General features: G+C 73.1%; 19 protein-coding genes and 1 pseudogene. 6 read left to right on the top strand and 14 right to left on the bottom strand.

Annotation, left to right across the window (positions count from 1 at the left end):
* Positions 1 to 7: 7 nt before the first annotated feature.
* From OYE22_RS21395 to OYE22_RS21385, 3 genes are all read right to left on the bottom strand, one after another.
* Positions 8 to 535, bottom strand: coding sequence for a polyketide cyclase (locus OYE22_RS21395; RefSeq protein WP_277321916.1), 528 nt, complete (start codon positions 533 to 535; stop codon positions 8 to 10).
* A gap of 79 nt (positions 536 to 614) precedes the next feature.
* Positions 615 to 1,181, bottom strand: a complete 567-nt coding sequence (locus OYE22_RS21390; protein WP_277321915.1) for a hypothetical protein — start codon at positions 1,179 to 1,181, stop codon at positions 615 to 617.
* Complete coding sequence (locus OYE22_RS21385; RefSeq protein WP_277321914.1) at positions 1,178 to 1,612, bottom strand: hypothetical protein; 435 nt, start codon at positions 1,610 to 1,612, stop codon at positions 1,178 to 1,180. The genes OYE22_RS21390 and OYE22_RS21385 overlap by 4 nt, the downstream gene beginning before the upstream one ends.
* Before the next feature lie 196 nt (positions 1,613 to 1,808).
* On the opposite strand from OYE22_RS21385, the gene OYE22_RS21380 reads away from it, so the two are divergent.
* Complete coding sequence (locus OYE22_RS21380; RefSeq protein WP_277321913.1) at positions 1,809 to 3,011, top strand: helix-turn-helix transcriptional regulator; 1,203 nt, start codon at positions 1,809 to 1,811, stop codon at positions 3,009 to 3,011.
* Positions 3,012 to 3,069: 58 nt separating this feature from the next.
* Here the strand turns inward: OYE22_RS21380 and OYE22_RS21375 are convergent, their stop codons facing one another.
* From OYE22_RS21375 to OYE22_RS21360, 4 genes are all read right to left on the bottom strand, one after another.
* A complete protein-coding gene (locus OYE22_RS21375; protein WP_277321912.1) occupies positions 3,070 to 4,224 on the bottom strand; it encodes a methyltransferase domain-containing protein in 1,155 nt (384 codons plus the stop codon).
* A gap of 366 nt (positions 4,225 to 4,590) precedes the next feature.
* Entirely contained in the window at positions 4,591 to 5,799 is a 1,209-nt protein-coding gene (locus OYE22_RS21370) for a dipeptidase (protein ID WP_277324249.1), read from the bottom strand.
* Between the two features lie 385 nt (positions 5,800 to 6,184).
* Complete coding sequence (purE, locus tag OYE22_RS21365) at positions 6,185 to 6,709, bottom strand: 5-(carboxyamino)imidazole ribonucleotide mutase (RefSeq protein WP_277321911.1); 525 nt, start codon at positions 6,707 to 6,709, stop codon at positions 6,185 to 6,187.
* On the bottom strand, positions 6,706 to 7,854 hold the full coding sequence (locus tag OYE22_RS21360; protein ID WP_277321910.1) for a 5-(carboxyamino)imidazole ribonucleotide synthase: 1,149 nt from the start codon (positions 7,852 to 7,854) through the stop codon (positions 6,706 to 6,708). Before OYE22_RS21360 ends, purE begins: the two co-directional genes overlap by 4 nt.
* Positions 7,855 to 8,024: 170 nt before the next feature.
* On the opposite strand from OYE22_RS21360, the gene OYE22_RS21355 reads away from it, so the two are divergent.
* On the top strand, positions 8,025 to 8,540 hold the full coding sequence (locus OYE22_RS21355) for a GtrA family protein (RefSeq protein WP_277321909.1): 516 nt from the start codon (positions 8,025 to 8,027) through the stop codon (positions 8,538 to 8,540).
* 168 nt (positions 8,541 to 8,708) lie between these two features.
* Here OYE22_RS21355 and OYE22_RS21350 read toward each other — a convergent pair whose 3' ends face one another.
* Both OYE22_RS21350 and OYE22_RS21345 read right to left on the bottom strand, forming a co-directional pair.
* Positions 8,709 to 9,962, bottom strand: coding sequence for an ATP-binding protein (locus OYE22_RS21350; protein ID WP_277321908.1), 1,254 nt, complete (start codon positions 9,960 to 9,962; stop codon positions 8,709 to 8,711).
* Between the two features lie 167 nt (positions 9,963 to 10,129).
* The gene (locus OYE22_RS21345; RefSeq protein ID WP_277321907.1) at positions 10,130 to 10,810 is read right to left on the bottom strand and encodes a response regulator transcription factor; all 681 of its coding nucleotides are present in this window, start codon (positions 10,808 to 10,810) and stop codon (positions 10,130 to 10,132) included.
* Positions 10,811 to 11,659: 849 nt separating this feature from the next.
* Here OYE22_RS21345 and OYE22_RS21340 point away from each other — a divergent pair.
* Positions 11,660 to 13,189: an oligopeptide:H+ symporter gene (locus OYE22_RS21340; RefSeq protein WP_277321906.1), complete on the top strand. Its 1,530-nt coding sequence runs from the start codon at positions 11,660 to 11,662 to the stop codon at positions 13,187 to 13,189.
* 685 nt (positions 13,190 to 13,874) lie between these two features.
* Here OYE22_RS21340 and OYE22_RS21335 read toward each other — a convergent pair.
* Together OYE22_RS21335 and OYE22_RS21330 are read right to left on the bottom strand one after the other, a co-directional pair.
* Entirely contained in the window at positions 13,875 to 14,360 is a 486-nt protein-coding gene (locus tag OYE22_RS21335; RefSeq protein WP_277321905.1) for an ATP-binding protein, read from the bottom strand.
* 171 nt (positions 14,361 to 14,531) lie between these two features.
* The gene (locus OYE22_RS21330) at positions 14,532 to 14,900 is read right to left on the bottom strand and encodes an STAS domain-containing protein (RefSeq protein WP_277321904.1); all 369 of its coding nucleotides are present in this window, start codon (positions 14,898 to 14,900) and stop codon (positions 14,532 to 14,534) included.
* Positions 14,901 to 15,152: 252 nt separating this feature from the next.
* On the opposite strand from OYE22_RS21330, the gene OYE22_RS21325 reads away from it, so the two are divergent.
* Positions 15,153 to 16,100 (top strand): RNA polymerase sigma factor SigF, encoded by a 948-nt coding sequence (locus OYE22_RS21325; RefSeq protein WP_277321903.1) that lies wholly within the window; start codon positions 15,153 to 15,155, stop codon positions 16,098 to 16,100.
* Positions 16,101 to 16,354: 254 nt separating this feature from the next.
* Here OYE22_RS21325 and OYE22_RS21320 read toward each other — a convergent pair whose 3' ends face one another.
* Positions 16,355 to 17,053, bottom strand: coding sequence for a TetR family transcriptional regulator (locus OYE22_RS21320; RefSeq protein ID WP_277321902.1), 699 nt, complete (start codon positions 17,051 to 17,053; stop codon positions 16,355 to 16,357).
* Between the two features lie 126 nt (positions 17,054 to 17,179).
* Here OYE22_RS21320 and OYE22_RS21315 point away from each other — a divergent pair, with 126 nt between their 5' ends.
* On the top strand, positions 17,180 to 18,166 hold the full coding sequence (locus tag OYE22_RS21315) for a zinc-binding dehydrogenase (RefSeq protein ID WP_277321901.1): 987 nt from the start codon (positions 17,180 to 17,182) through the stop codon (positions 18,164 to 18,166).
* 235 nt (positions 18,167 to 18,401) lie between these two features.
* On the opposite strand, the pseudogene OYE22_RS21310 reads toward OYE22_RS21315, so the two are convergent.
* Positions 18,402 to 18,968: pseudogene (locus OYE22_RS21310) on the bottom strand (TetR/AcrR family transcriptional regulator); the annotation flags it as partial.
* A gap of 234 nt (positions 18,969 to 19,202) precedes the next feature.
* Between OYE22_RS21310 and OYE22_RS21305 the strand changes: the two are divergent.
* Entirely contained in the window at positions 19,203 to 19,619 is a 417-nt protein-coding gene (locus OYE22_RS21305; RefSeq protein ID WP_277321900.1) for a nuclear transport factor 2 family protein, read from the top strand.
* Positions 19,620 to 19,714: 95 nt separating this feature from the next.
* On the opposite strand, the gene OYE22_RS21300 is transcribed toward OYE22_RS21305, so the two are convergent.
* Entirely contained in the window at positions 19,715 to 21,106 is a 1,392-nt protein-coding gene (locus OYE22_RS21300) for a class I SAM-dependent methyltransferase (protein ID WP_277321899.1), read from the bottom strand.
* Positions 21,107 to 21,295: the final 189 nt, after the last annotated feature.

The following is a 21,295-nucleotide window of genomic DNA, read 5'->3' as shown; positions in this document are numbered from 1 at the left end:
GGCGGGGTCAGCCGCTGACGGCCAGGTCGGCCAGGTGCTTGAGCGAGTTGGAGAGGTGGTCCGGGCCGAACATCGGGAACTCCAGGTACTCCCGAATGGACGGCGGCACCTCGGTCCAGTCGTAGGTGAGCGTCACCTCCGTCTCGGACGGGCCCAGCGGCACCAGGTCGTACCGCCAGAACCAGCCGCCGAACGTCAACCGGCCGTCCTCCTTCTCCTCCCCCGTCAGCCAACCGATGGCGCGCGGCGCGTCCAGCACGTGCACCTTGTTGGCCACCCGGTAGTTACCGTCGGGGTGGTTGGGGTGGTACATGGCCATCCGGAAGATCTGCCCCTCCTCGGCCAGCGGCGCCCGCTCGACGGCCTCCTGCACCCACCCGGTGCCGTCGATCGCCGCGTGCGTCGCCGGGTCCGCCAACACGGCGAACACCCGCTCGGCGGACGCGGCGACCGTCAGCGTGGCGCTCACGTACTCCCGGCCCCCGCCCTGGCCCTGCTCCCGGCTCTGATCCTGCTTCTGCTCCTGTCGTTCCACGGTCTGCGGCTCCTCGTCGTCTCGTCCGTGTCTTCCGCCTGTCGCGATCACGGTAGGCGACGCGGTACGCGAGCCAACGTCACGCCCCGGGCGGGGAGTTGCGCCGGTCGCGTGGAGTTGGGTGCCGGGCGTGCCACCCGTGGCGGGGCGCGGGGTGCGGCGCCGTGTCGCCCGCGGGCCACGTGTTCACGATGAACGCCGGGATCGCCGCGACCGCCGCGCCGAGGGCCGAGGCCAGCCCCACGTCGTCGGCCAGCGCGTCCGTACCGGCCCAGCGCCGCTGGTGCGGGCAGGCGGGTGAGCAGGCGCAGCGGGCCCCGTCCGGCGCGGGAACGTCATCGCCGGCCACCCAGCCACCGTCGACGATGACGATCAGTTCCTCTGGCTCCCGGCCCGTGGGCGCCCGCTGGTCGACGGCCAGTACGCGGTGGGCGTTCGGCAACGTCAGGCCGAGTGCGTACGCGGTACGTTCCGCCGCGGCCATCAGCGGTTCGCCCGCCCGCAGCAACACGCTGGGCACCTGCCAGGGGCCCGCGCCCGTACGGACCTGCAACACGCGCGGCCAGCCCGCCGAGAGGTCACCGGGGTGGTCGGGGTCGCGTGGCCGCCACACCAACAGGCTCACGCGTACCTGTCGTTCCGTCATGCCGTCCCTCCCGTACCTCGACGCCACTCCTCCACACCCAGGCCACAGTCCTCGGGGGCCTTGCCGTTGGTCGTCATCACCCCGGCCGCGTCCGCGCCGTCCGACCAGAGGAAGCTGCCTGGCCCGGTCAGCGCGTCCAGGGAGAGTTGGACGCGATGCGCGTTGGGCCGCAGGTCGCCGGCGGCAAGGCCGGCGGGGTCGAACAGGCTCAGCTCGTAGGCGTGCTGGAACGCGCAGTCCGACACCGGCCGCCACCCGCGCCCGGCGCCGGACCCGACGTCCGCGAGGAAGAACCGCAGCACGCAGCCCAGCGCGGTCCGTACGGTGTGCTGTCCGGTGAGCACGGCGTTGCGCGCGCCGAGGTCGTGTGCGATGCCAGCGGACTGACCGCTGGAAGCGTCGTCCGGTACACGCACTCGACGTGAACCCATGGCTGTCATGTCACCGTCCCTGCACGAGAACACAGTTGACTGAGCATCTGTGGCATGGAGCCGCTCCCCGCTACCGTCCGTCATCCGGTCGTCACGAGAGTCAACTGGCGCATTTCAAGATCAGTTCACACTGATCTTGCACAACTGGGTGGGATGAGTGGGCTATGGCAGGCCCCTACGATGGGAAACTCCCCCCATGAGCAGCACCACGGCGGACACGCCGCCAACGCCCGGAGAGAACATCGCCGTCCTCCGCAAAGCGCGGGGCATCGGACAGGCCAAGCTCGCGAAGCGCAGTGGGTTCTCGGTGAGCTATCTCAGCAAGGTGGAGACCGGCCTGCGGCCCGCGACTCCGCAGTTCGTCGCCGCAGTTGCGGCGGCCATGCGCATCACGACCGCCCGGGTCTACGGACAGCCGTTCGCCGACACGTCGCAGCAGGCCGAAGGGCTCGACGTGCTCCGTGCGGCCGTTCGCCGGCACACCCTGCCCCGCGAGGACGCGCTACCGCCCGCGGCCTTGCTCAGCGCGGTACGCGAGGCGGTGGACCTGCGGGCGCGGACCCGCTACCTGGACCTGCTGGCGCTGCTGCCCAAGCTGCTGGGCCAGGCCACGGCGAGCGCGTTCGAGGCCCCCGGGGACGCGACGGTCTGGGCACAGGTGGCCGACCTGTACGGGTGTGCGTACGGCGTAGCCCACCGGCTCGGGCAGGCCGACCTCGCCGACATGATCGTCTCCCGACAGATGTGGGCAGCCCGGCAGGCGTGGGCCCCGGACGTCGAGGCGTCCGCGGCGTGGAACGAGGCCGGCACGTACCAGACCGCCGGGCAGTACGACGACGGGCTGGCCGTCATCGAGCGGGCCATCAGCGCGTACGAGCGAGCCACGCACGCTCTCGGGACCACGCCCGAGCGGCTGGTCTCCCTGGGTTCGCTGCACCTGCGCGGCGTCGTCCTCGCCTCGCGGCACCGGGATGCCGCAGCGACCGAGGCGCACGTCACCAAGGCCAAGGCGCTGGCGGAACAACTCCCGAGGGACGTGCTCGCGCACAACCTGACGTTCGGGCCCGGCAACGTCGCCCTCTACGAGCTGGCCGCCCACATCGAGTTGGACAAGCCGGCCGACGCGGCGCGGATGGCGACACCCCTGCTGAGTTCCCCGCCCGCCGGCCTCCGCCCCACGCGGGTGGGGCGCCTGGCCATCGACGCCGCCCGTGCCCACCTCGCGGTACGCGGGTACGAGGAGGCCGAACGAGCACTGGGGCAGGCCTTCGCCGTGGCCCCGGAGATGGCCGCGGTGCACCCGATGAGCCGCGAGGTCATTCGCGTTCTCTTCGTCCTCAACCAGCGCACGCGGCCTCGCCTGCTGGAGATGGCGCGCCGGGTCGGTCTGGCCACGTAGGCGGCGAGCCCGGTGTACCTGTCACCGCGCGCTGACCAGGGGCACCGACACCCAACCGTCACCCCTCAGCCGGCGGCAGCTCCCGCTCGACCCACCACCGTCTGCCCGTCGCCGGGTCGCCGCTCCAGACGTACTGTTCCTCGCGGGTGCGGGTCATGCCGAAGTCGTACACCGTGGGCGAGCCGGCCTGTTGCCAGTCGCGCCAGGCGGCGTCGAGTTCGGCGGCGAGGCGACGCGGGCCGCCCTGGTAGGCGAGGGTGGGTCCGTCGGCCGGGCTGACGATGGTCGCCCAGGACGAGTGGCCGTCGTGCAGCCAGGCCGTCGCTCGCCGGTCGGGGGGCGCCGCGGTGCGCACCCGTACGTCGGGCAGGGCGACCCGCAGGGCGAACAGGAGGTTGGCGTCGGTGTGCAGTGAGGCCAGGTCGTCCCGTGCCATCGGGGTCTCCTCGTCCGGCGGGGCGGCTCCCCTGACCGTCTCCCACGGCCGGCCCTGGTCCGTTCCGCGACTGGGCATGAAGGTCGCCAGCCCCTGCATCCAACCGCTCGCCGAGCGGCCGTCGGCGGCGACGGTCAGGGCGACGTGACCGAGCCGTCCCCACGGGGCCACGATCCGGCCGCCGGGTCGCGTCTGCTCGACCCAGGCCCAGGGGACGAGGTCGACCGCGTAGGTGGCCATGACCCGGTGGAAGCGGCCGTGCGCGGGCGCCCCGCGCGTTCCGTCGCCGGTCAGCACGGTGACGCGGGCGCCGGCCGCGGACACGTTGCGCCGCGCGAGGTCGGACAGTCGGGGGTCGGCCTCGATGGTGGTGACCCGCCCGTCGGGGCCGACGCCGTGTGCCATGAGCGCCGCGTTGCGCCCCGTCGCCGCGCCGAGTTCGAGGACGGCGTGGCCCGGCTCCAGCATCAGGGAGTCGAGCATGTCGGCCACCACCGCCTCACAGCTCAGGCTGGAGGTGGGGAGGCCGTCCGTCACCTGGATGACGGTGGAGTCGTACGGGCCGCCGTAGACGAGGTCGGCCCACCGGCCCGGGCTCGCGGCCCGGTCGACGGGCTCGTACGCGTGGCCGGTCCAGGCGCGGAGCCGGTCCGGGGCGAAGGCGTGGCGCGGTAGCGCCCGCATGGCGGGGCGGACCCACGGGGAGTCCGCCGGCCACAGGCCCTTGCTCGTCATGGCGTTGGCCAACCGGGTCTGACGGCGGCGGAGTCGGGGCACGGGTACGGCTACTTCCGCCGGTTGCCCGAGGGCGGTGGCGGGTCCGGCACCTTCCCGTCGGAGTTGCCGGGCGGCGGCTTCCCCTGGCCTGGGTCCGGGTCCGGCTTGCGGTGATCGCCCACGGCGGCCCCTCCTGGCTGTCCTGGCTGTCCTCCCGGCTGGAGGCTGACACCAGCATGGGGGTGGGTGGGCGGCCGAGGTCCGCGAAGGACAGAAGTGGCCATCAATCGATCACCGACGACCGCGATGGCGCCACGCCCAGCCACGCGCGGTCAGACGGCCGTGCCGGGGCGGGGAGAGCCAGGCCAGCTTCGGCCCAACCCCACCCAACCCAGCCCGCCCCAACCGCAGGCGCAGCCCCAGCCGCTACCGCCTGCTCTTGCCGTCCAGCGCCTCGAACGTGGCGATCGACGGGGCGCGGCGGGCCCGCAGGTCGCGGGAGACGTCCTCCGCCGCGCGGAGTACCCGGACCGCGTTCTTCCAGGTCAGCTTGGCGAGGTCGGCCTCCGACCAGCCGCGGTCGAGGAGTTCGGCGATGAGGGTGGGGTAGCCGGAGACGTCGGCGAGGTCGGCGGGGGTGAAGGCGACGCCGTCGTAGTCGCCGCCGATGCCCAGGTGGTCGACGCCCGCGACCTCGCGCATGTGGTCCAGGTGGTCGGCGACCGTCTTGGCCGTGGCCAGCGGGCGCGGGTTCGCCGCCTCGAAGGCGCGCTGTACGCGCATGCCCTCGGCGGAGGTGTCCAGCGGGTGCAGGCCGTTGGCGCTCATGTTGGCGTCGGCGGCCAGGGTCCACTCGATGGCCTCGGGCAGGATGAACTTCGGTACGAACGTCACCATCGCCACGCCGCCGTTGGCGGGCAGTTGCTCAAGGACGCCGTCCGGGATGTTGCGGACGTGGTCGCAGACGGACCGCGCCGACGAGTGCGAGAAGATCACCGGGGCCTCGCTGGTGCGCAGCGCGGCCCGCATCGTCGCGGGGGCCACGTGGGAGAGGTCCACGAGCATGCCAAGGCGGTTCATCTCGCGCACGACCTCGTGCCCGAAGGGGCTGAGGCCGCCCACGCCCGGGTCGTCGGTGGCCGAGTCCGCCCAGGGCACGTTGTCGTTGTGGGTGAGCGTCATGTAGCGGACGCCCAGCTCGTACAGGGCACGCAGCGTACCCAGCGAGCAGTCGATGGAGTGGCCGCCCTCGGCGCCCATGAGCGAGGCGATCCGGCCCTCGGCGCGGGCCGCCTCCATGTCGTCGGCGGTCAGGGCGAGCCGCAGGTCGTCGGGGTAGCGGTCCACGAAGCGGCGTACGACGTCGATCTGTTCCAGGGTCGCGCTGACCGCCTGGTCGCCGGCGTAGTCGGAGCGTACGAACACCGACCAGAACTGCGCGCCGAGGCCGCCGGCCCGCATGCGCGGGATGTCCGTGTGCTGGTGGGCGCTCAGGTCGGTGGCCAGGTCGCGCTCGTCGAGGTCGTAGCCGATCTCCCGGAGCGCCCAGGGCAGGTCGTTGTGGCCGTCGACCACGGGATACTCGGCGAGCAGTTCGCGGGCGCGGGCCAGGAGTTCGGGGGCGGGGGCGACCACGGCCGGACCCGACTCCGACTGCTGCCCGTCGCTGGCGCCTTCACGTGACACGGTCACTCACATCCCCATCGTCGCTGTCGCGCGCGCTGTCGCTGGCGCGCGCGGTCGTGCGGTCGCCGGCGGAGGTGCCGGCGGTGGCGGCTCGTTCCGCGCTTCCGTGCTTCCGCGCTTCCGTGCTGACATCGTTTCCGCGGATGCTGGGTTCCCCGTCCCGGGCGGCCGCTAAACGACGGGCGGCGGCTGGCCGCGGCGCCGCGAGCCGTGCGCGGCGGACCGCGGCGCGGGGTAGGCGGCAGGTCGTGGGGCGGGCGCGCGGGGCGTACGGCGCGGCGCCACCGCCCGGCCCGCGCGACCGGAACCCGCCGCCCCGCGACGCCCGGGCCGGCTACTTCGCGAAGCCGAAGCTGCCCGAACCCTCGACGCGGGCCCGCAGGCGCTTGCCCTTCTCGGTGGCCTGCTCGTTCAGCTCCTCCTGGAACTGCCGCATCCGGGCCAGCAGGTCCGGGTCGTACGCGGCGAGCATCCGGGCCGCGAGCAGGCCCGCGTTGCGGGCGCCGCCGACCGAGACCGTGGCGACCGGGACGCCCGCCGGCATCTGCACGATGGACAGCAGCGAGTCCATGCCGTCCAGGTACTTCAGCGGCACCGGCACGCCGATGACCGGCAGCGGCGTGACGGAGGCCAGCATCCCCGGCAGGTGGGCCGCGCCACCCGCGCCGGCGATGATCGCCTTGAGCCCCCGGTCCGCGGCCTGCTCCCCGTACGCGATCATCTCGCGGGGCATCCGGTGCGCGGAGACGACATCGACCTCGTAACCGATCTCGAACTCGTCCAGGGCCTTGGCGGCGGCTTCCATGACGGGCCAGTCGGAGTCGGACCCCATGACGATCCCAATGAGCGGCGAAGTCATTCCGTGATCGTTCCTCGCAGGTAACCGGCGGCATGGCTCGCGCGCTCGCGCACGTCGGCCAAGTCGTCGCCGTAGGTATTGACGTGGCCGACCTTGCGGCCGGGCTTCACATCTTTACCGTACATATGGATCTTCAGGCCAGGGTCGCGCGCCATGCAGTGCAGGTACGCCCCGTACATGTCGGGGTAGTCGCCACCGAGGACGTTGGCCATCACGGCCCAGCGGGCGCGCGGGCGCGGGTCGCCCAGCGGCAGGTCGAGCACGGCGCGCACGTGGTTGGCGAACTGCGAGGTGACGGCGCCGTCCTGGGTCCAGTGGCCCGAGTTGTGCGGGCGCATCGCCAGCTCGTTGACCAGCACCGCGGGGCCGTCGGGGCGCTGGACCTCGAAGAGTTCCACGGCCAGGTGGCCGGTGACGTCCAGTTCCTCGGCGATCCGCAGGGCGAGCTGCTGCGCGTGCGCGGACAGCTCGGGGTCCAGGTCGGGCGCGGGGGCGATGACCGTGTCGCAGACGCCGTTCACCTGGATCGACTCGACCACGGGGTACGCCACGGCCTGGCCGTGCGGCGAGCGCACCACGTTGGCCGCCAGCTCACGCACGAAGGGGACCTTCTCCTCGGCCAGCACCGGCACGCCGGCGCGGAACGGCTCGGCCGCCTCGGCCTCGTCGCGCACGACCCAGACGCCCTTGCCGTCGTAGCCGCCGCGCACCGTCTTCAGGACGACGGGGAAGCCGTCGCCCTCGGCGGCGAACCGGGCGACGTCGGCGGGGTCGGTGACGATCCGGTGACGCGGGCACGGCACGCCGATCTCGTCGAGCCTGGCCCGCATGACGCCCTTGTCCTGGGCGTGCACCAGCGCCCGCGAGCCGGGCCGGACCGCGATGCCGTCGGCCTCCAGGGCTCGCAGGTGCTCCATCGGCACGTGCTCGTGATCGAACGTGATCACGTCACAGCCTTGTGCGAAGCTACGAAGGGTCTCCAGATCGTGGTAGTCACCGACGACGACATCGCCGACGACCTGCGCCGCGGAGTCCGTCGGGGTGTCGCTGAGGAGCTTGAACTTGACGCCGAGGGGGATGCCCGCCTCGTGCGTCATACGCGCGAGCTGGCCCCCGCCGACCATGCCAATTACAGGGAACGTCACCCACCCAGGGTAGCCGTATCAGCCAGTGGGCCCCGCGTGCGCTCGTAGGAACCTCCAAGGTGGGTCAGGGCGGTGATCCCCGATACCCGGACGCGCCCCCGGCCGCGGCTGGTTAGCATGAAGCAGATGGAGTAATGCCGACAACCGCGATACGGAGTAAGACGATCACTATGAGTGAACGGCGCGCGCTGCGTATGCGGCTGGAACTGCTCATGCGCGAGGTCGCCAAGTTCGGCGCCGTGGGTGGTGTGGGCCTCCTCGTCAATCTCGCGGTCTTCAACCTCGTCCGGCACATGACCGAGCTGCCCGTGGTGCGCGCGAGCATCCTGGCGACGGTCGTCGCCATCGCCTTCAACTACGTGGGCTTCCGGTACTTCACCTACCGGGACCGCGACAAGAGCGGCCGGGCCAAGGAGCTGAGCCTGTTCCTGCTGTTCAGCGCGATCGGCCTGGTGATCGAGAACGGCATCCTCTACACCGCGACGTACGGCTTCGACTGGGACACCCCGCTGCAGAGCAACGTGTTCAAGTTCCTCGGCATCGGCATCGCGACCCTCTTCCGCTTCTGGTCGTACCGCACCTGGGTGTTCCGGGCGCTGCCCGCCCGCGAGGCGGTGCAGACGGCCGAGTCGTTCCTCACCACGGCCGAGCAGCGCGAGCGCGCCCAGGCCGGCCGCGCCAAGTAGCCCACCCGCACGCCCCCGCGCCACCTCGCGCCCACGGCCCACGCCTCGTACGCGCGGCGCGGGCCTCTTACGTACGGCGCGCGCCCACCCACGTACGGCTCGCGCCCGCGCGCACACGGCTCACTCCTCGCGCCCACACGCCTGACACCTGCGGCTTACGCCTACGGCTCACGCCTCGTACGCGGACTCGGCCTCGCGGCTGAGGAAGAGGGCGAAGATCGGCGGCTGCTGCTGGAGGAGTTCCAGTCGGCCGCCGTCCGCCTCGGCCAGGTCGCGGGCCACGGCGAGGCCGAGGCCCGTGGAGTTGCGGCCGCTGACCGTGCGCTCGAAGACGCGGGCGCCCAGGTCGGCGGGGACGCCCGGGCCCTCGTCCGAGACCTCGACCACGGCCTGGTTGCCGGTGACCCGGGTGCGCAGCGCCACCGTGCCGCCGCCGTGCATCAGCGAGTTCTCGATCAACGTCGCCAGCACCTGGGCCACCGCGCCCGGGGTGCCGACCGCCCGCAGCCCCTTCTTGCCGGAGCGGACGACGGCCCGGCCCTCGCTGCGGTAAGCCGGGCGCCACTCCTCGATCTGCTGCTTGACGACCTCGTCCAGGTCGAAGGCGACGGCCGAGCCGGAGCGCGGGTCCCGGGAGTTGGTGAGCAGCCGCTGTACGACGTCGGTCAGCCGCTCGACCTGGGCCAGCGCGATGGTGGCCTCCTCCTTGACGGTCTCCGGCTCGTCGGTGAGCGTGATCTCCTCAAGGCGCATGGACAGCGCCGTCAGCGGCGTGCGCAGTTGGTGCGAGGCGTCGGCGGCGAGCCGGCGCTCGGCGGTGAGCATCCGCGCGATGCGCTCGGCGCTGGAGTCGAGTACGTCGGCGACCCGGTCGAGTTCGGGGACGCCGTACCGCCGGTGCCGGGGCCGCGGGTCGCCCGAGCCGAGGCGTTCGGCGGTCTCGGCCAGGTCCGTGAGGGGCGCGGCGAGCCGGTGCGCCTGCCGTACGGCGAGGATGACGGCCGCCGCGACGGCCAGCAGGGCCACCGCCAGGATGATCAGTAACGTGCGGCCGATCTCCCGGCCGACGGTGCCGTGCGACTCCTCGACCCGGACCGTCACGCCCTTCGCGCCCTTCTCCTCCGCGGCGATGACGCCGCCCGACGGGCGGTCGCCGATCTCCAGCGGGGCGGACTGGCCGGGGACGGTGATGCGGGCGTAGCGGTCGGTGGTGATCTGTTCGCTCAGCACCTTGGGGGTGACCGCCTCGCCGCCGATGAGCCGCCCGTCCACGATGCTGAGCAGCCGCAGGGCCTCGGACTCCACGCTCTCCTGGGCGCTGTTCTCGATGGTGCGGGTCTCCACGATGACCAGGGAGACGCCGAAGACGGCGATGACGACGAGCACCACCGCGAGCGTGGAATTGATCAAACGGCGACGCATGGGCCCACTACCGTGTTCGGGTCAGCGCTGAGTGTTCAGCGTTCAGGTGCGGTTCCGGCCAGTCTTCCGCCCACATTCTGTCGGCTTTTTACTGGCTTTCTGTCGACTTTCACCGTCTCTGCGAGTTTCCGGCGTTTACCACCGGGTCTCCTCGCCGGGTTCCGGCGCTAGTTCTTCTCGAACCGGAAGCCCACGCCGCGCACCGTGGCGATGTAGCGCGGGTTGGCGGCGTCGTCGCCCAGCTTCTTGCGCAGCCAGGAGATGTGCATGTCGAGCGTCTTGGTCGAGGACCACCAGGTGGTGTCCCAGACCTCGCGCATGAGCTGGTCGCGCGTGACGACCCGGCCCGCGTCCCGGACCAGGACCCGCAGCAGGTCGAACTCCTTGGCGGTGAGCTGCAACTCCTCGTCGCCCATCCAGGCCCGGTGGGACTCGACGTCGATCCGTACGCCGTGGGTGGCGGGCTGCGGCTGCTGCGCCTCGACGGAGCCACGGCGCAGCAGGGCCCGCACGCGGGCCAGCAGTTCGGCGAGCCGGAACGGCTTGGTGACGTAGTCGTCGGCCCCGGCGTCCAGTCCGACAACGGTGTCTACTTCGTCGGCGCGGGCCGTGAGCACCAGCACGGGGAAGCCGTGGCCCTCGTTGCGCAGCCGCCGACAGACCTCCAGGCCGTCCATGCCCGGCAGGCCGAGGTCGAGGACGAGCAGATCGACGCCGCCTTGCAGGCCAGCGTCCAGCGCGGTGGGGCCGTCCTGGCGCACCTCGACCTCGTACCCCTCGCGGCGCAGAGCGCGGGCGAGCGGCTCCGAGATGGACGCGTCATCCTCGGCGAGCAGTACTCGGGTCATGCGGGAATGGTAGTCCGCGACCGGCCGGAGGAGGGCCGGGCCCGCGCTCTCAGCTCGACGGACGCCTCGCGGGCCCGGCCCGCCGACCACGGGTGCCCGCCGGGTCGCGGCCGCCACTCCCGCGTACGCCCCCCGGCGCCCGCCGCGCGCTCCGCGCCGAGCCCGCGCGCCTCGCGGCTCCCCGTGGAACGTGGCCCACGCCACGTGCGGGCGGCCTCGCTCCGCCGCCAACGTCACCGGCCCAGGCCCGCCGCGCGCGGTCGAGCCGCCGCGACGCCGACCCGGGCCACCCGGGCCGGCCACCCCCGGAGTCGTGTCACCCGGAGCCGCGCGTTCCGGAGGCCAAACGGCCGCCGCTGAACCGCCGTTGCCGGCGCCGCCCCGGCGCGGGCGATCTGGTGTGTGTTAGACCGTTATCAGGCCACCGTGAGCGACTGACCAGTTCTCTTCAAATGCGAGGCAAAAGTTGCGACCATGTGTCGTGAGTTACGTCTCATCGCCTTCCATTCGTGCCCCGCGTCTGGCGTATGGTGACGGAACGTCTGTAGCACTGCCCTGAGACCTTTGGTTCGCAAGACGCGCCAAAGGTTTCTTTGTGCCCGGGACTGGAGCCACCAGCCCCGTCAAGCACAGTGAATGACCTGCCGGCCGGGTCCGCCGCGTGTTCCTCGCGCGGGGGGCGTGGAGCGCGGCGGTGTGACCGCCCTTCCCGGTTCCCCCCATGGGTACCGCCCCCCGCGGGACGGGGGTGGGCGACGCGTCGTCGAAGCCGGCTACCCGACCGGGCGCGTGATCTTGATTCCGGCTAGCCGTCTTGGCCTCGCGTCCCGAGCCCCCCAAGGAACAACCATGGCGTCCAGCCTGACGAAGGGCGCGGCCAAGCAGGGAACCCCTGCCAACGGCGGCAAGACCTTCTTCGGCCACCCTCGCGGCCTGGCCACTCTCTTCATGACCGAGATGTGGGAGCGCTTCAGCTTCTACGGCATGCGGGCCCTGCTCGTCCTCTACCTGATCTCCGGCGGGCCGGACTCGAAGGACGGCAGCCAAGGCGGCGGCCTGGAGATGACCGAGGCCAACGCGGTCGCGATCTACTCCGTGTACCTGGCCATGGTCTACCTCCTGGCGATGCCCGGCGGCTGGTTCGGTGACCGGGTGTGGGGGCCGCGGAAGACCGTGGCCATCGCCGCCAGCATCATCATGGCCGGCCACCTCCTGCTCGCGGTGCCCGGACAGTTGCCGTTCTTCGGCGGCCTGGCGCTCGTCGCGTTCGGCTCCGGCCTGCTGAAGGCCAACATCTCCACGATGGTCGGCCACCTGTACGAGGGCCCGGAAGACCCGCGCCGTGACGGCGGCTTCACGATCTTCTACATCGGCATCAACATCGGTGGCTTCGCGGCGCCGTTGATCATCGGCACGGTGGGCCAGGAGGTCAACTGGCACCTCGGCTTCGCCATCGCCGCGCTCGGCATGGCGCTCGGCCTGATCCAGTTCCTGATCGGCACCCGTCACCTGAGCCCGCTCTCCAGCCAGGTGCCGACGCCGCTCAACATCGAGGAGCGCAAGAGCTGGCTCCGCAAGGGTCTGATCTGGACGGCGATCACGGCCGCGTTCTACGCCGTGGTCACCCTGACCGGTCACTTCACCCTCAACTGGGCGCTCGTGCCGATCACCATCGCCGGCCTGGTCATCCCGATCGCGGTGCTCGTCCGCATCAAGCGGGACAAGGAGCTGACCGAGCTTGAGCAGACCAAGGTCAGCGGCTACATCTGGTTCTTCGCCGCGGCGGCCGTCTTCTGGATGATCTTCGACCAGGGCGGGTCGACGCTGTCCGCCTTCGCCGAGACCAAGACGGCGGACAACGTCTTCGGCATCCGCTTCCCGTCGTCCTGGTTCCAGTCGGTCAACTCGGCCTGGGTCATGGCCCTCGCCCCGGTCTTCGCCTGGATGTGGCTGGCGCTGGCCCGGCGGAACAAGGAACCCAGCACCACGGTGAAGTTCGCCATGGCGCTGGTCCTCACCGGAGCCTCGTTCTTCGTCTTCGTGGTCCCGATGAGCATGGCCAACGACGGCTCGACCGTCAGCCCGGGCTGGCTGCTCTCGATCTACATGCTCCAGACCATGGGTGAGCTGTGCCTCTCCCCGGTCGGCCTCTCGGTCACCACGAAGATGGCGCCCGAGAAGTACGCCAGCCAGATGCTGGGCGTCTGGTTCCTCGCGGTCACCGCGGGCGACTGCACGACGGGCCTGCTCTCCATCGCCGGTGTGGACCTCAGCGGTGAAGGGGTGGTCGCCGCGGAGGCTTCGTTGGCGGTCCTGGCCGGTGTCGCCATCTGGATGTACCGCAAGAAGGTCGTGGCGATGATGGGCGACGTCCGCTGACGTCCCCACCCCCCGGCCCGCCCCCAGCGGGCACCTGAAGCACCCCCGAGGGCCCCGGCGCACCAGCGCCGGGGCCCTTGTCGCGTACGCCCCCCGGAATCGCCGTGCACGCCCGTCGTACGGGGCGCGCGGTCGGAGCGGTGGTGCGTGTGGAGCGCGCGGGCCGGAATGTCGTACGGGGCGCGGGGGTGCGGGCCGGGCCTGTCGGGCGGCTCCGCGCGTCGCGTCGGCGGATACGGCGCGCGGGCCGAGCCGCTCGGTTACGGGGAGCAGGCCGGGGGCCGGGGCGGGTGAGCGCGGCGGGCCCTGTGGGAGGGCGGCGTGGGGGCGCGTGCGGCGTGTACACGGCGACTGGGTGCCGTTCGCCGGGCCCGGGCGCGCGAAGCGCGTACGCGGCGACTGGGCGGGGCGCCGAGGGCTGGCCCCTGGCACGCGTGCGAGCCCCGGCCGGGTGGGGGCGGGGCTCGTGAGGGTGAGGGGGCGTGTGGTGTGTCAGCGCGTACGGGAGTGCCGGTGCCGGGCGGCACGGCGTACGGCGGTGCGGACGCGAGCGCGAGGGGCGCGGGGCGGGCGGGGTCGGCTCAGGGCGGAGGCGGGGCGTGGCCGCGGGCCCGGCGGGCATGCCGGGGCGGCTCGGGGCCCGGGCCGACGGGCGGTGCCGCGGCGGAGTGGGCGAACGGGCGGGTCAGCCTGGCGCGGCGAGTTCCGCCCAGACCGTTTTTCCGGCACCGTCGGCGTTCCGTATGACACCCCAGTCCAGGCAGAGGCGCTCCACGATGAACATCCCATGGCCGCCGGGGCGGCCGGCACGGTGCGGGGTACGCGGGGCCGGCGTGCCCGTGCCCCGGTCGCGCACCTCAAGGCGGAGCGACTTGGCGTCGCAGCTCACCCGGATTTCCTCGGGCCCCTCGGCGTGCAGGCACGCGTTGGTGACCAGTTCCGAGACGACGAGCAGCACGTCCTCCGCGGCGGCGCGCTGGTCCGCGTTCGCGGCGGGCAGCCAGCCCCAGTCGCGTAGCGCTTCCCGCGCGAAGTCGCGGGCGCGCGGCACGGCACCGCTGGCGTCGCTCAGGGCGAGTCGGCGGGTCTGCCCGTTCGACGGGCGGGCCGGAGCAGTGGCACCAGCCTCCGGGCCGCGGTCGCCCGGCGAGTACGGCCGCGCAGAGCTCATCAGCGCTTCACCTCACCGATTCACCGAATCTAGGACAGGGGCTGCCTGTCGCATCGAGCAGATTTAGCTGTCTCCTGCCCGGATGCGGCGTGAGAACACCCACTTGTTCGCCCCGGACTGTGTGACTCAGGTAACGCACGCATGAAGCGCACGCAACAGACCCGTACCGCGTCATTCGACGAGCGCGGCGTCCAGTGTGTCGTGCACCGTGAAAACGGCTTCGGCACCGGTGATCTCGAAGACCCGAGCCACCACCGGGAGCATGCCCGCCAAATGGACACCACCCCCGGCCGCCTCCGCCTTGAGCCGTGCCCCGAGGAGCACGTTCAAACCCGTGGAATCGCAGAACTCCAGCCGCGAGCAGTCCACGACCAGCCGGGGCCGCCCGTCGGTAACGCACTGCTCCAGTGGCTCGCGGAGCAACTCGGCGGTGTGGTGATCGAGCTCACCTGCCGGAGTTACCACCGCACTCACCCCCTGGTGTCGTACCTCGACTCGCAGTCGGCCTCTGCTCGTGCTGCCGACCATCCCGCGGTCCATGCACGCACCTCTTCTGGTGTCTCGTGGCTTTCGATTGCGCGCCTCGAACCCTACGCCCTCGATACGGCATGCGGTAGCCGAACAACTGGCATATATCACCAAATACGGACAACACGCACTTGCCACTTCCGGGTCAATGCGGGTAGGCGTAGTAGGACACACCCGAACACGGCCCGGCTTTGGAGGCGCCGCTCACCGCAGCACGACGATATGGCTTCGGCAGCCACATGCCGAGAATGATGGAGGACTCCCATGTCACCCCGGCTCGACGGACCGCGCACCGAACACCATCGGAGCCCCGCCTCGTCGACACCCTCGCCCCAGCAGGCCGAGCTCGTACCGGCCCCGGAGACCCGGACGGTCAGCGTGCCGGAAGACCCGGCGCTCACCGGTCATTTCGAGGATCTGCCCGAGATCCCGCCCTTCGACGAGGTCGGACCGGTCGATGCGAGGGCCCTGTCCAAGACCCTCTTCGAGCGCCTTGAGTCGCTTGAGGAAGGCACGCACGAGTACGCGTACGTCCGCAACACCCTGGTCGAACTGAATCTGGCACTGGTCAAGTTCGCCGCCTCCCGGTTCCGCTCCCGCAGTGAGCCGATGGAGGACATCGTCCAGGTCGGCACCATCGGCCTGATCAAGGCCATCGACCGCTTCGAGCTCAGCAGAGGCGTCGAGTTCCCAACCTTCGCGATGCCAACCATCATCGGCGAGATCAAGCGGTTCTTCCGCGACACCAGTTGGTCGGTGCGCGTCCCGCGACGCCTCCAGGAGCTCCGGCTCGACCTGGCCAAGGCCGGCGACGAGCTGGCGCAGACGCTCGACCGCGCCCCCACCGTGAGCGAGCTGGCGACGCGCCTGAGCATCACCAACGAAGAGGTCATCGAGGGCATGGCCGCGAGCAACGCGTACACCGCCAGCTCGCTGGACGCCCAACCGGATGACGACGACACCGAGGGCGCGCTCGCCGACCGTATCGGCTACGAGGACCACGGGCTCGAAGGCATCGAGTACGTCGAGTCGTTGAAGCCGATGATCGCCGAACTTCCGCCGCGCGACCGCAAGATCCTCTCCCTGCGGTTCGTGGCGAACATGACGCAGTCCGAGATCGGCGAGGAGCTCGGCATTTCCCAGATGCACGTCTCACGTCTGCTCTCTCGCACGCTGACCAAACTTCGCAAGGGCCTGATGCTGGAGGAATGACCACCGCATCACTCCTACGGAGCCGACGGCGCACCGGTCACGGCCGACCGCACCTCGGAAGCAGGGCCCATCCCGGGCCGCGACACACGCGATACGGGAGGGGCCCTGCTCCGTTTCCGGGCCGGGGCGCGGACGGCGGTCGCCGCTGACCCTGACGGCCGCCGCTGGTCCTGACCGCTGGTCCTGGTGATCGTCGGTGACGCTGGTGGCCGGCCGTGGTTCCGGGGGGCCCGGGAGCGCCGGGCGCGGGGTGGCTAGGCGCGGACGAGGGCGGCCACGTCGGGGAGGGCCGCGAAGGCCGCGCGCACGCTGGCGCGCAGGGCCTCCCGGTCCCGGCCGGTGTCGGCCGCCGGCGCCGCCTCGTCGGCCGCGGCCGACCACTCCCTGAGCGCGCCGCGCCAGGCGGCCACCATGAGTTCGAGCAGCAGGCGCGCGGGCAGTTCGCCGATCCCGCTGTCGGCCGGGAGCCTGCCGACGACCGTGCGCACCACCGCGTCCGTCACCTCCGCGCAGTGCTGGAGGCTGTGCGCGGTCAGGGCCGGCGTGCGGTCGGCGAGGGCGCGGCTGATCAGGAACCGGCCCTCCCAGCCGTCGGACATGTCCCCGATGGCGGTGATGAGCGCGTCCTGGTACGCGTCGAGCAGCGGACCGGTGAGGGGGGCGGCCTCGATCCGCCGCCGGTAGGTGTCCCACAGCTCCTTCTCGGGCGCGAGCGCCACGTCCTCCTTCGAGGAGAAGGCGCGGAAGAACGTGCGCTTGGAGACCTCCACCTCGTCCACGAGCTGGTCGAGCGTGGTATCCGCGAAGCCCCGCTCGACGAAGAGGCGCAGCGCCGCGTCCACCAACGCCTGTCGGGTGCGCAGCTTCTTGCGCTCGCGCAACGGGAGTTGGCGCGCCGGGTCGGGTGGGGTCGAGCCGGAGGGGCCGGATGGGGGCGCGGTCGCGGAGGTCACACAAGCAGTCTACCCACGCGCTCGCCTTGCAGAGGCAAGAGCCTCTTGCAGGCTTATGCCACTGAGTGGCACTATCGCGGCACCGGGGTCGCCGACCCCGCGTACCCGCGAGGATGTGAGTGAGCCATGCGCGCATGGACGATCGACCCCGGCGCCCCCGACGGACTGCGCCTGACGGAGACCCCCGACCCCGTGCCGGGTCCGGGTCAGGCGCTGGTGCGGGTGGCGGCGTTCTCGCTGAACCGGGGCGAGGTGGACGGCGTCATCCCGGGCGGCACGGCGGGGACGGTGCCCGGCTGGGACGCGGCCGGCGCCGTCGTACGGGCCGCCGCCGACGGCTCGGGGCCGGGCGTCGGCGACCGGGTGGTGACCCTCGGCGACGGCGGCGCCTGGGCCGAACTCCGCGCCGTGGACACCGAGCTCGTCGGCGCCGTGCCCGACGGCGTGGACCTCGCCGCGGCGAGCACGCTGCCGGTGGCCGCGGGGTCGGCGCTGCGCGCGCTGCGCCGCATCGGCCCGGTGCTGGGCCGCCGCGTCCTGGTCACCGGCGCGGGCGGCGGCGTGGGACGCTTCGCCGTCCAGCTCGCGGCCCTCGGCGGCGCCCACGTGGTGGCCTCCACCAGCACCCCGGCGCACGTTGACGCGTTGCGCGCGCTGGGCGCCGACGAGGTCGTGCTCACCGGGGCGGCGGAGCCGGCGGACTCCTCGTCCCCGGACGGGGGCGCGGGCCTGGTGCCCAGCGGGCCGGTGTACGGCGTGGTCGAGACGGTGGGGGGAGAGCAACTGGTGGCCGCCCACGCGGCGTTGGAGGCGAACGGCACGTTGGTGTCGGTGGGCCACGCGTCCGGCGTCGGGGAGACCTTCCCGTTCGGGGCGCTCTTCGGCCACCAGGGACGGCACAACCGCACGCTGGCCACCTTCTACCTGCTCCAGGACGCCACGCGGCTGGGCGACGACCTGTCCTGGCTCGCCGGGCTGCTGGCCGCCGGCACCCTCGACCCGCAGATCGCCTGGCGCGGCGACTGGTCCCTGATCGGCGAGGCCACGCGGGCGCTGGCCGGGCGCCGGGTGCCGGGCAAGGCGGTGCTTGAGATACCGGCGGCGGACGCGTAACGGCGACCAACGCGCGGCCGGTCTGGCCCGACCCCGCCCCCGGCCCGGCTCCCCCGGAGCCGGGCGGCCCCGCCCCGCCGCACGCGCGGGCGGGGCGAGGGCGTCACCCGCCCGCCAGGTCCGTGCGGGCCGTCGCGGTACGGGGGTCGGCCGGGGCCCCGTCGTCGCCCTGCTCGGCGCCCGGCAGGTCCGCGGCGGCCCCGTCGCCGTCGCCCTCGACGCCCTCGACGCCCACCGCCGCCAGCAGCGCCCGGGCCGCGGCGCGGGCCGCGCGGGCCGGTTCCGGCGAACCGGTGACGGCGGCCGTGACGATCGCCCCCTCGGCGAGCAGGGCCAACTGGTCGGCCAGCGGCCCGGGGGCGGGCGCGCCCGTGGCGGCGGTGAGTTCGCCGAGGTAGGCCCGTACCGCCGCCTTGTGGGCGCGCGCCGCCTCGGCCACGGCCGGCGAGGTGCCGCCGAGTTCGGCGAAGCAGTTGAGGAAGGCACAGCCCCTGAAGTCCGGCTCGGCGAACCACTCGTACAGCCAGTCGAAGACCGCGAGCAACCGGGCGCGGGGGGTGGGCCGGGCGTCGGCGTGGCGTACGAGCGCGGCGCGCCAGGCGTGGTCCCGGCGCCGCAGGAACTCCTCCACCAGGTGGTCCTTGGCGGGGAAGAGCTGGTAGAGGCGCTTGAGCGAGACGCCGGCGGCGCCGCGCACGGCGTCCATGCCGACCGCCCGCACCCCGCGCGCGTAGAACAGTTCCTCGGCCGCGTCCAACACGCGCGCCCGCGCCCGCTCCTCGACCGTGTCGCCCACCGTCATCCCGATCCCGCCTCGCCTCTCCCGCGTCCGGGCGACACCCGCCCGCCCGCCGTCATCCTCGCGCCCCCCGCCCGCCGCGTTCCGCCATCGACCGTCGGCCGCCGTCATGGCCGCTTGCGCGGAGAACGAGCGTTCTCCTATCGTACGCGGCAGCGCCGGAGAACGATCGTTCTCCCTTCCGTGCCCCGGTCGTTCGGGGCCCGGCACCGCCGCGCCCGGACGAAGGAGAGCGACATGTCCACTCGGCCACCCCTGCCGCCGTTCACGGAGGAGACCGCGCGCCGCAAGGTCCAGGCGGCGGAGGACGCCTGGAACTCCCGCGACCCCGAGCGAGTGGCGCTGGCCTATACCGAGGACTCCGAGTGGCGGAACCGGGACGTCTTCCTGCGCGGACGCGAGGAGATCCGCGCCTTCCTGCGCGAGAAGTGGCGCCGCGAACTCGACTACCGACTCCGCAAGGAGCTGTGGAGCTACACCGACCACCGCATCTCGGTCCGCTTCACCTACGAGTGGCACGACGAGGCCGGGCAGTGGTGGCGCAGCTACGGCAACGAGCAGTGGGAGTTCGCCGCGGACGGCCTGATGCGGCGGCGCTACGCCAGCATCAACGACCTGGCCATCGCCGAACGCGACCGGCAGCTCACGGACTGACCCACGGCCCGCGCCGCGCCGGGAACCGCCCGCTCGGCCGCCCGGCCGTCACCGGCCCGGCGCCCGGGCGGACGCGTCGGCGCGCGGGCGCCGGGCTAGTCGGCGTCCGAGGGCGGCGGGTCGGATATCGCGGTGAGCCGCCACAGCGAGGTGACCTCCGCCGCACGCGCCGCGTGCAGCGGGTCGGTCGGGTCGGTGGCGCGGCCGTGCCGGGGGCGGGTGTCGAGGCGGTCGAGCACGCGCAGGCCGGCCGCCGCGATGAGGTGCGACAACTCGTCCCGGGTGCGCAGGCCGAGGTGTTCGGCCAGATCGGAGAGGATGAGCCAGCCCTCGCCGCCGGGCGCGAGGTGGGCGGCCAGGCCGTCCAGGAAGCCGCGCAGCATGCGGCTGTCCGGGTCGTACACCGCGTACTCGACCGGCGAGCTGGGCCGGGCGGGCACCCAGGGCGGGTTGCAGACGACGAGCGGGGCCCGGCCGGGCGGGAAGAGGTCGGCCGCGCGCACCTCCACGCGCTCCGCGACCCCGAGCCGGGCGGCGTTCTCCCGCGCGCAGGCGAGGGCGCGCGGGTCCTGGTCGGTGGCCACCACGCGCCGTACGCCCCGACGGGCGAGCAGCGCGGCCAGAACCCCGGTGCCGGTGCCGATGTCGAACGCCACCTCGGACGCGCCCGGGGGCAGCGGCGCCTTCGCCACCAGGTCCACGTACTCCCCACGGACCGGCGAGAACACGCCGTAGTACGCGTGCACGCGCTCGCCGCCCAGCGCCGGGATCGGCACGCCCTTGCGCCGCCACTCGTGGGCGCCGATGAGGCCGAGCAGTTCACGAAGCGAGATCACCGCGGGCTCGGCCGCGTCGTCGGCGCCCCACGCCTCGCGGCAGGCCGCGCCGACGTCCGGCGCGCGCCGCAGCGGCACGCGGGGGCCGGCGTCCGCGTCGGGCCCGGGTTCCAGCGGGACGAGCAGCATGCCGAGCAGCCGGGCCCGCTGCGCCTGGGCCTTGCGGTGCAGGTGGAAGGCGCGGGCGGGCGACTCGTCGGGCGAGACCTGGTCGCCGGCCACGGGCGCGGCGGGACCGGCCGCGCCACGGCGGCGCTTGCGGGCGGGGCGCTTGCGGTCGGCGCGGCGGGCCATGGCCTGGAGAAGCTGGCGCGCGTTGTGGTAGTCGCCGCGCCAGAGCACCGCCGTGCCCTCGCAGACGAGCTTGTACGCGGCGTCCGCGGTCATCCGGTCGTCGCCGACCACCACTCGCCGGGGCGCCGGCGCACCGCTCTCGGAGCGCCAGCGCGCGGTGTGCGGCACCTCGCCCTCGGTCCAGCCGACGCGGGGGTGGGCCGCGTCGTCGGCGCCGGCCGTGGGCGACTCGGCCGAGCGGGCCTGCCCGGCCGTGGCGCCGGGCGGCGGGGTGCCGACGGCCGACGGGGCGGGGCCGGTGTCGCCGCTGGCGGTGTCGCCGGCGGCGGTGGTACGGCGCGGATCAGGGGTGTGCATCTCTTCCAGCCTCGCGGGGCGACGGGCGCGCGGCGAGGTCCCGACGCGCTGGAGACACCTTCCCACGGGCCACTGACAACGGCCGCCGCGGCGGCCACGGGCGGCGACCGGGGCCACCGGGCGCGGTGGCCCGACCCCGACCCGCGCCGCCCGCTCCCTGAGCCGCCCGCTGCCGGACGGGAGCCTCCC

It is taken from the genome of Streptomyces sp. 71268, from assembly GCF_029392895.1.
Classification (GTDB): domain Bacteria; phylum Actinomycetota; class Actinomycetes; order Streptomycetales; family Streptomycetaceae; genus Streptomyces.
This window is presented reverse-complemented; position numbering and strand designations above follow the sequence as displayed.

Bases quoted from the DNA above. Each gene is read 5' to 3' on its own strand.
- OYE22_RS21390 (WP_277321915.1), bottom strand. From the start codon at position 1,181: ATGACGGAACGACAGGTACGCGTGAGCCTGTTGGTGTGGCGGCCACGC.
- OYE22_RS21385 (WP_277321914.1), bottom strand. From the start codon at position 1,612: ATGGGTTCACGTCGAGTGCGTGTACCGGACGACGCTTCCAGCGGTCAG.
- OYE22_RS21380 (WP_277321913.1), top strand. From the start codon at position 1,809: ATGAGCAGCACCACGGCGGACACGCCGCCAACGCCCGGAGAGAACATC.
- purE (WP_277321911.1), bottom strand. From the start codon at position 6,709: ATGACTTCGCCGCTCATTGGGATCGTCATGGGGTCCGACTCCGACTGG.
- OYE22_RS21355 (WP_277321909.1), top strand. From the start codon at position 8,025: ATGAGTGAACGGCGCGCGCTGCGTATGCGGCTGGAACTGCTCATGCGC.
- OYE22_RS21350 (WP_277321908.1), bottom strand. From the start codon at position 9,962: ATGCGTCGCCGTTTGATCAATTCCACGCTCGCGGTGGTGCTCGTCGTC.
- OYE22_RS21345 (WP_277321907.1), bottom strand. From the start codon at position 10,810: ATGACCCGAGTACTGCTCGCCGAGGATGACGCGTCCATCTCGGAGCCG.
- OYE22_RS21340 (WP_277321906.1), top strand. From the start codon at position 11,660: ATGGCGTCCAGCCTGACGAAGGGCGCGGCCAAGCAGGGAACCCCTGCC.
- OYE22_RS21335 (WP_277321905.1), bottom strand. From the start codon at position 14,360: ATGAGCTCTGCGCGGCCGTACTCGCCGGGCGACCGCGGCCCGGAGGCT.
- OYE22_RS21330 (WP_277321904.1), bottom strand. From the start codon at position 14,900: ATGGACCGCGGGATGGTCGGCAGCACGAGCAGAGGCCGACTGCGAGTC.
- OYE22_RS21325 (WP_277321903.1), top strand. From the start codon at position 15,153: ATGTCACCCCGGCTCGACGGACCGCGCACCGAACACCATCGGAGCCCC.
- OYE22_RS21315 (WP_277321901.1), top strand. From the start codon at position 17,180: ATGCGCGCATGGACGATCGACCCCGGCGCCCCCGACGGACTGCGCCTG.
- OYE22_RS21305 (WP_277321900.1), top strand. From the start codon at position 19,203: ATGTCCACTCGGCCACCCCTGCCGCCGTTCACGGAGGAGACCGCGCGC.
- OYE22_RS21300 (WP_277321899.1), bottom strand. From the start codon at position 21,106: ATGCACACCCCTGATCCGCGCCGTACCACCGCCGCCGGCGACACCGCC.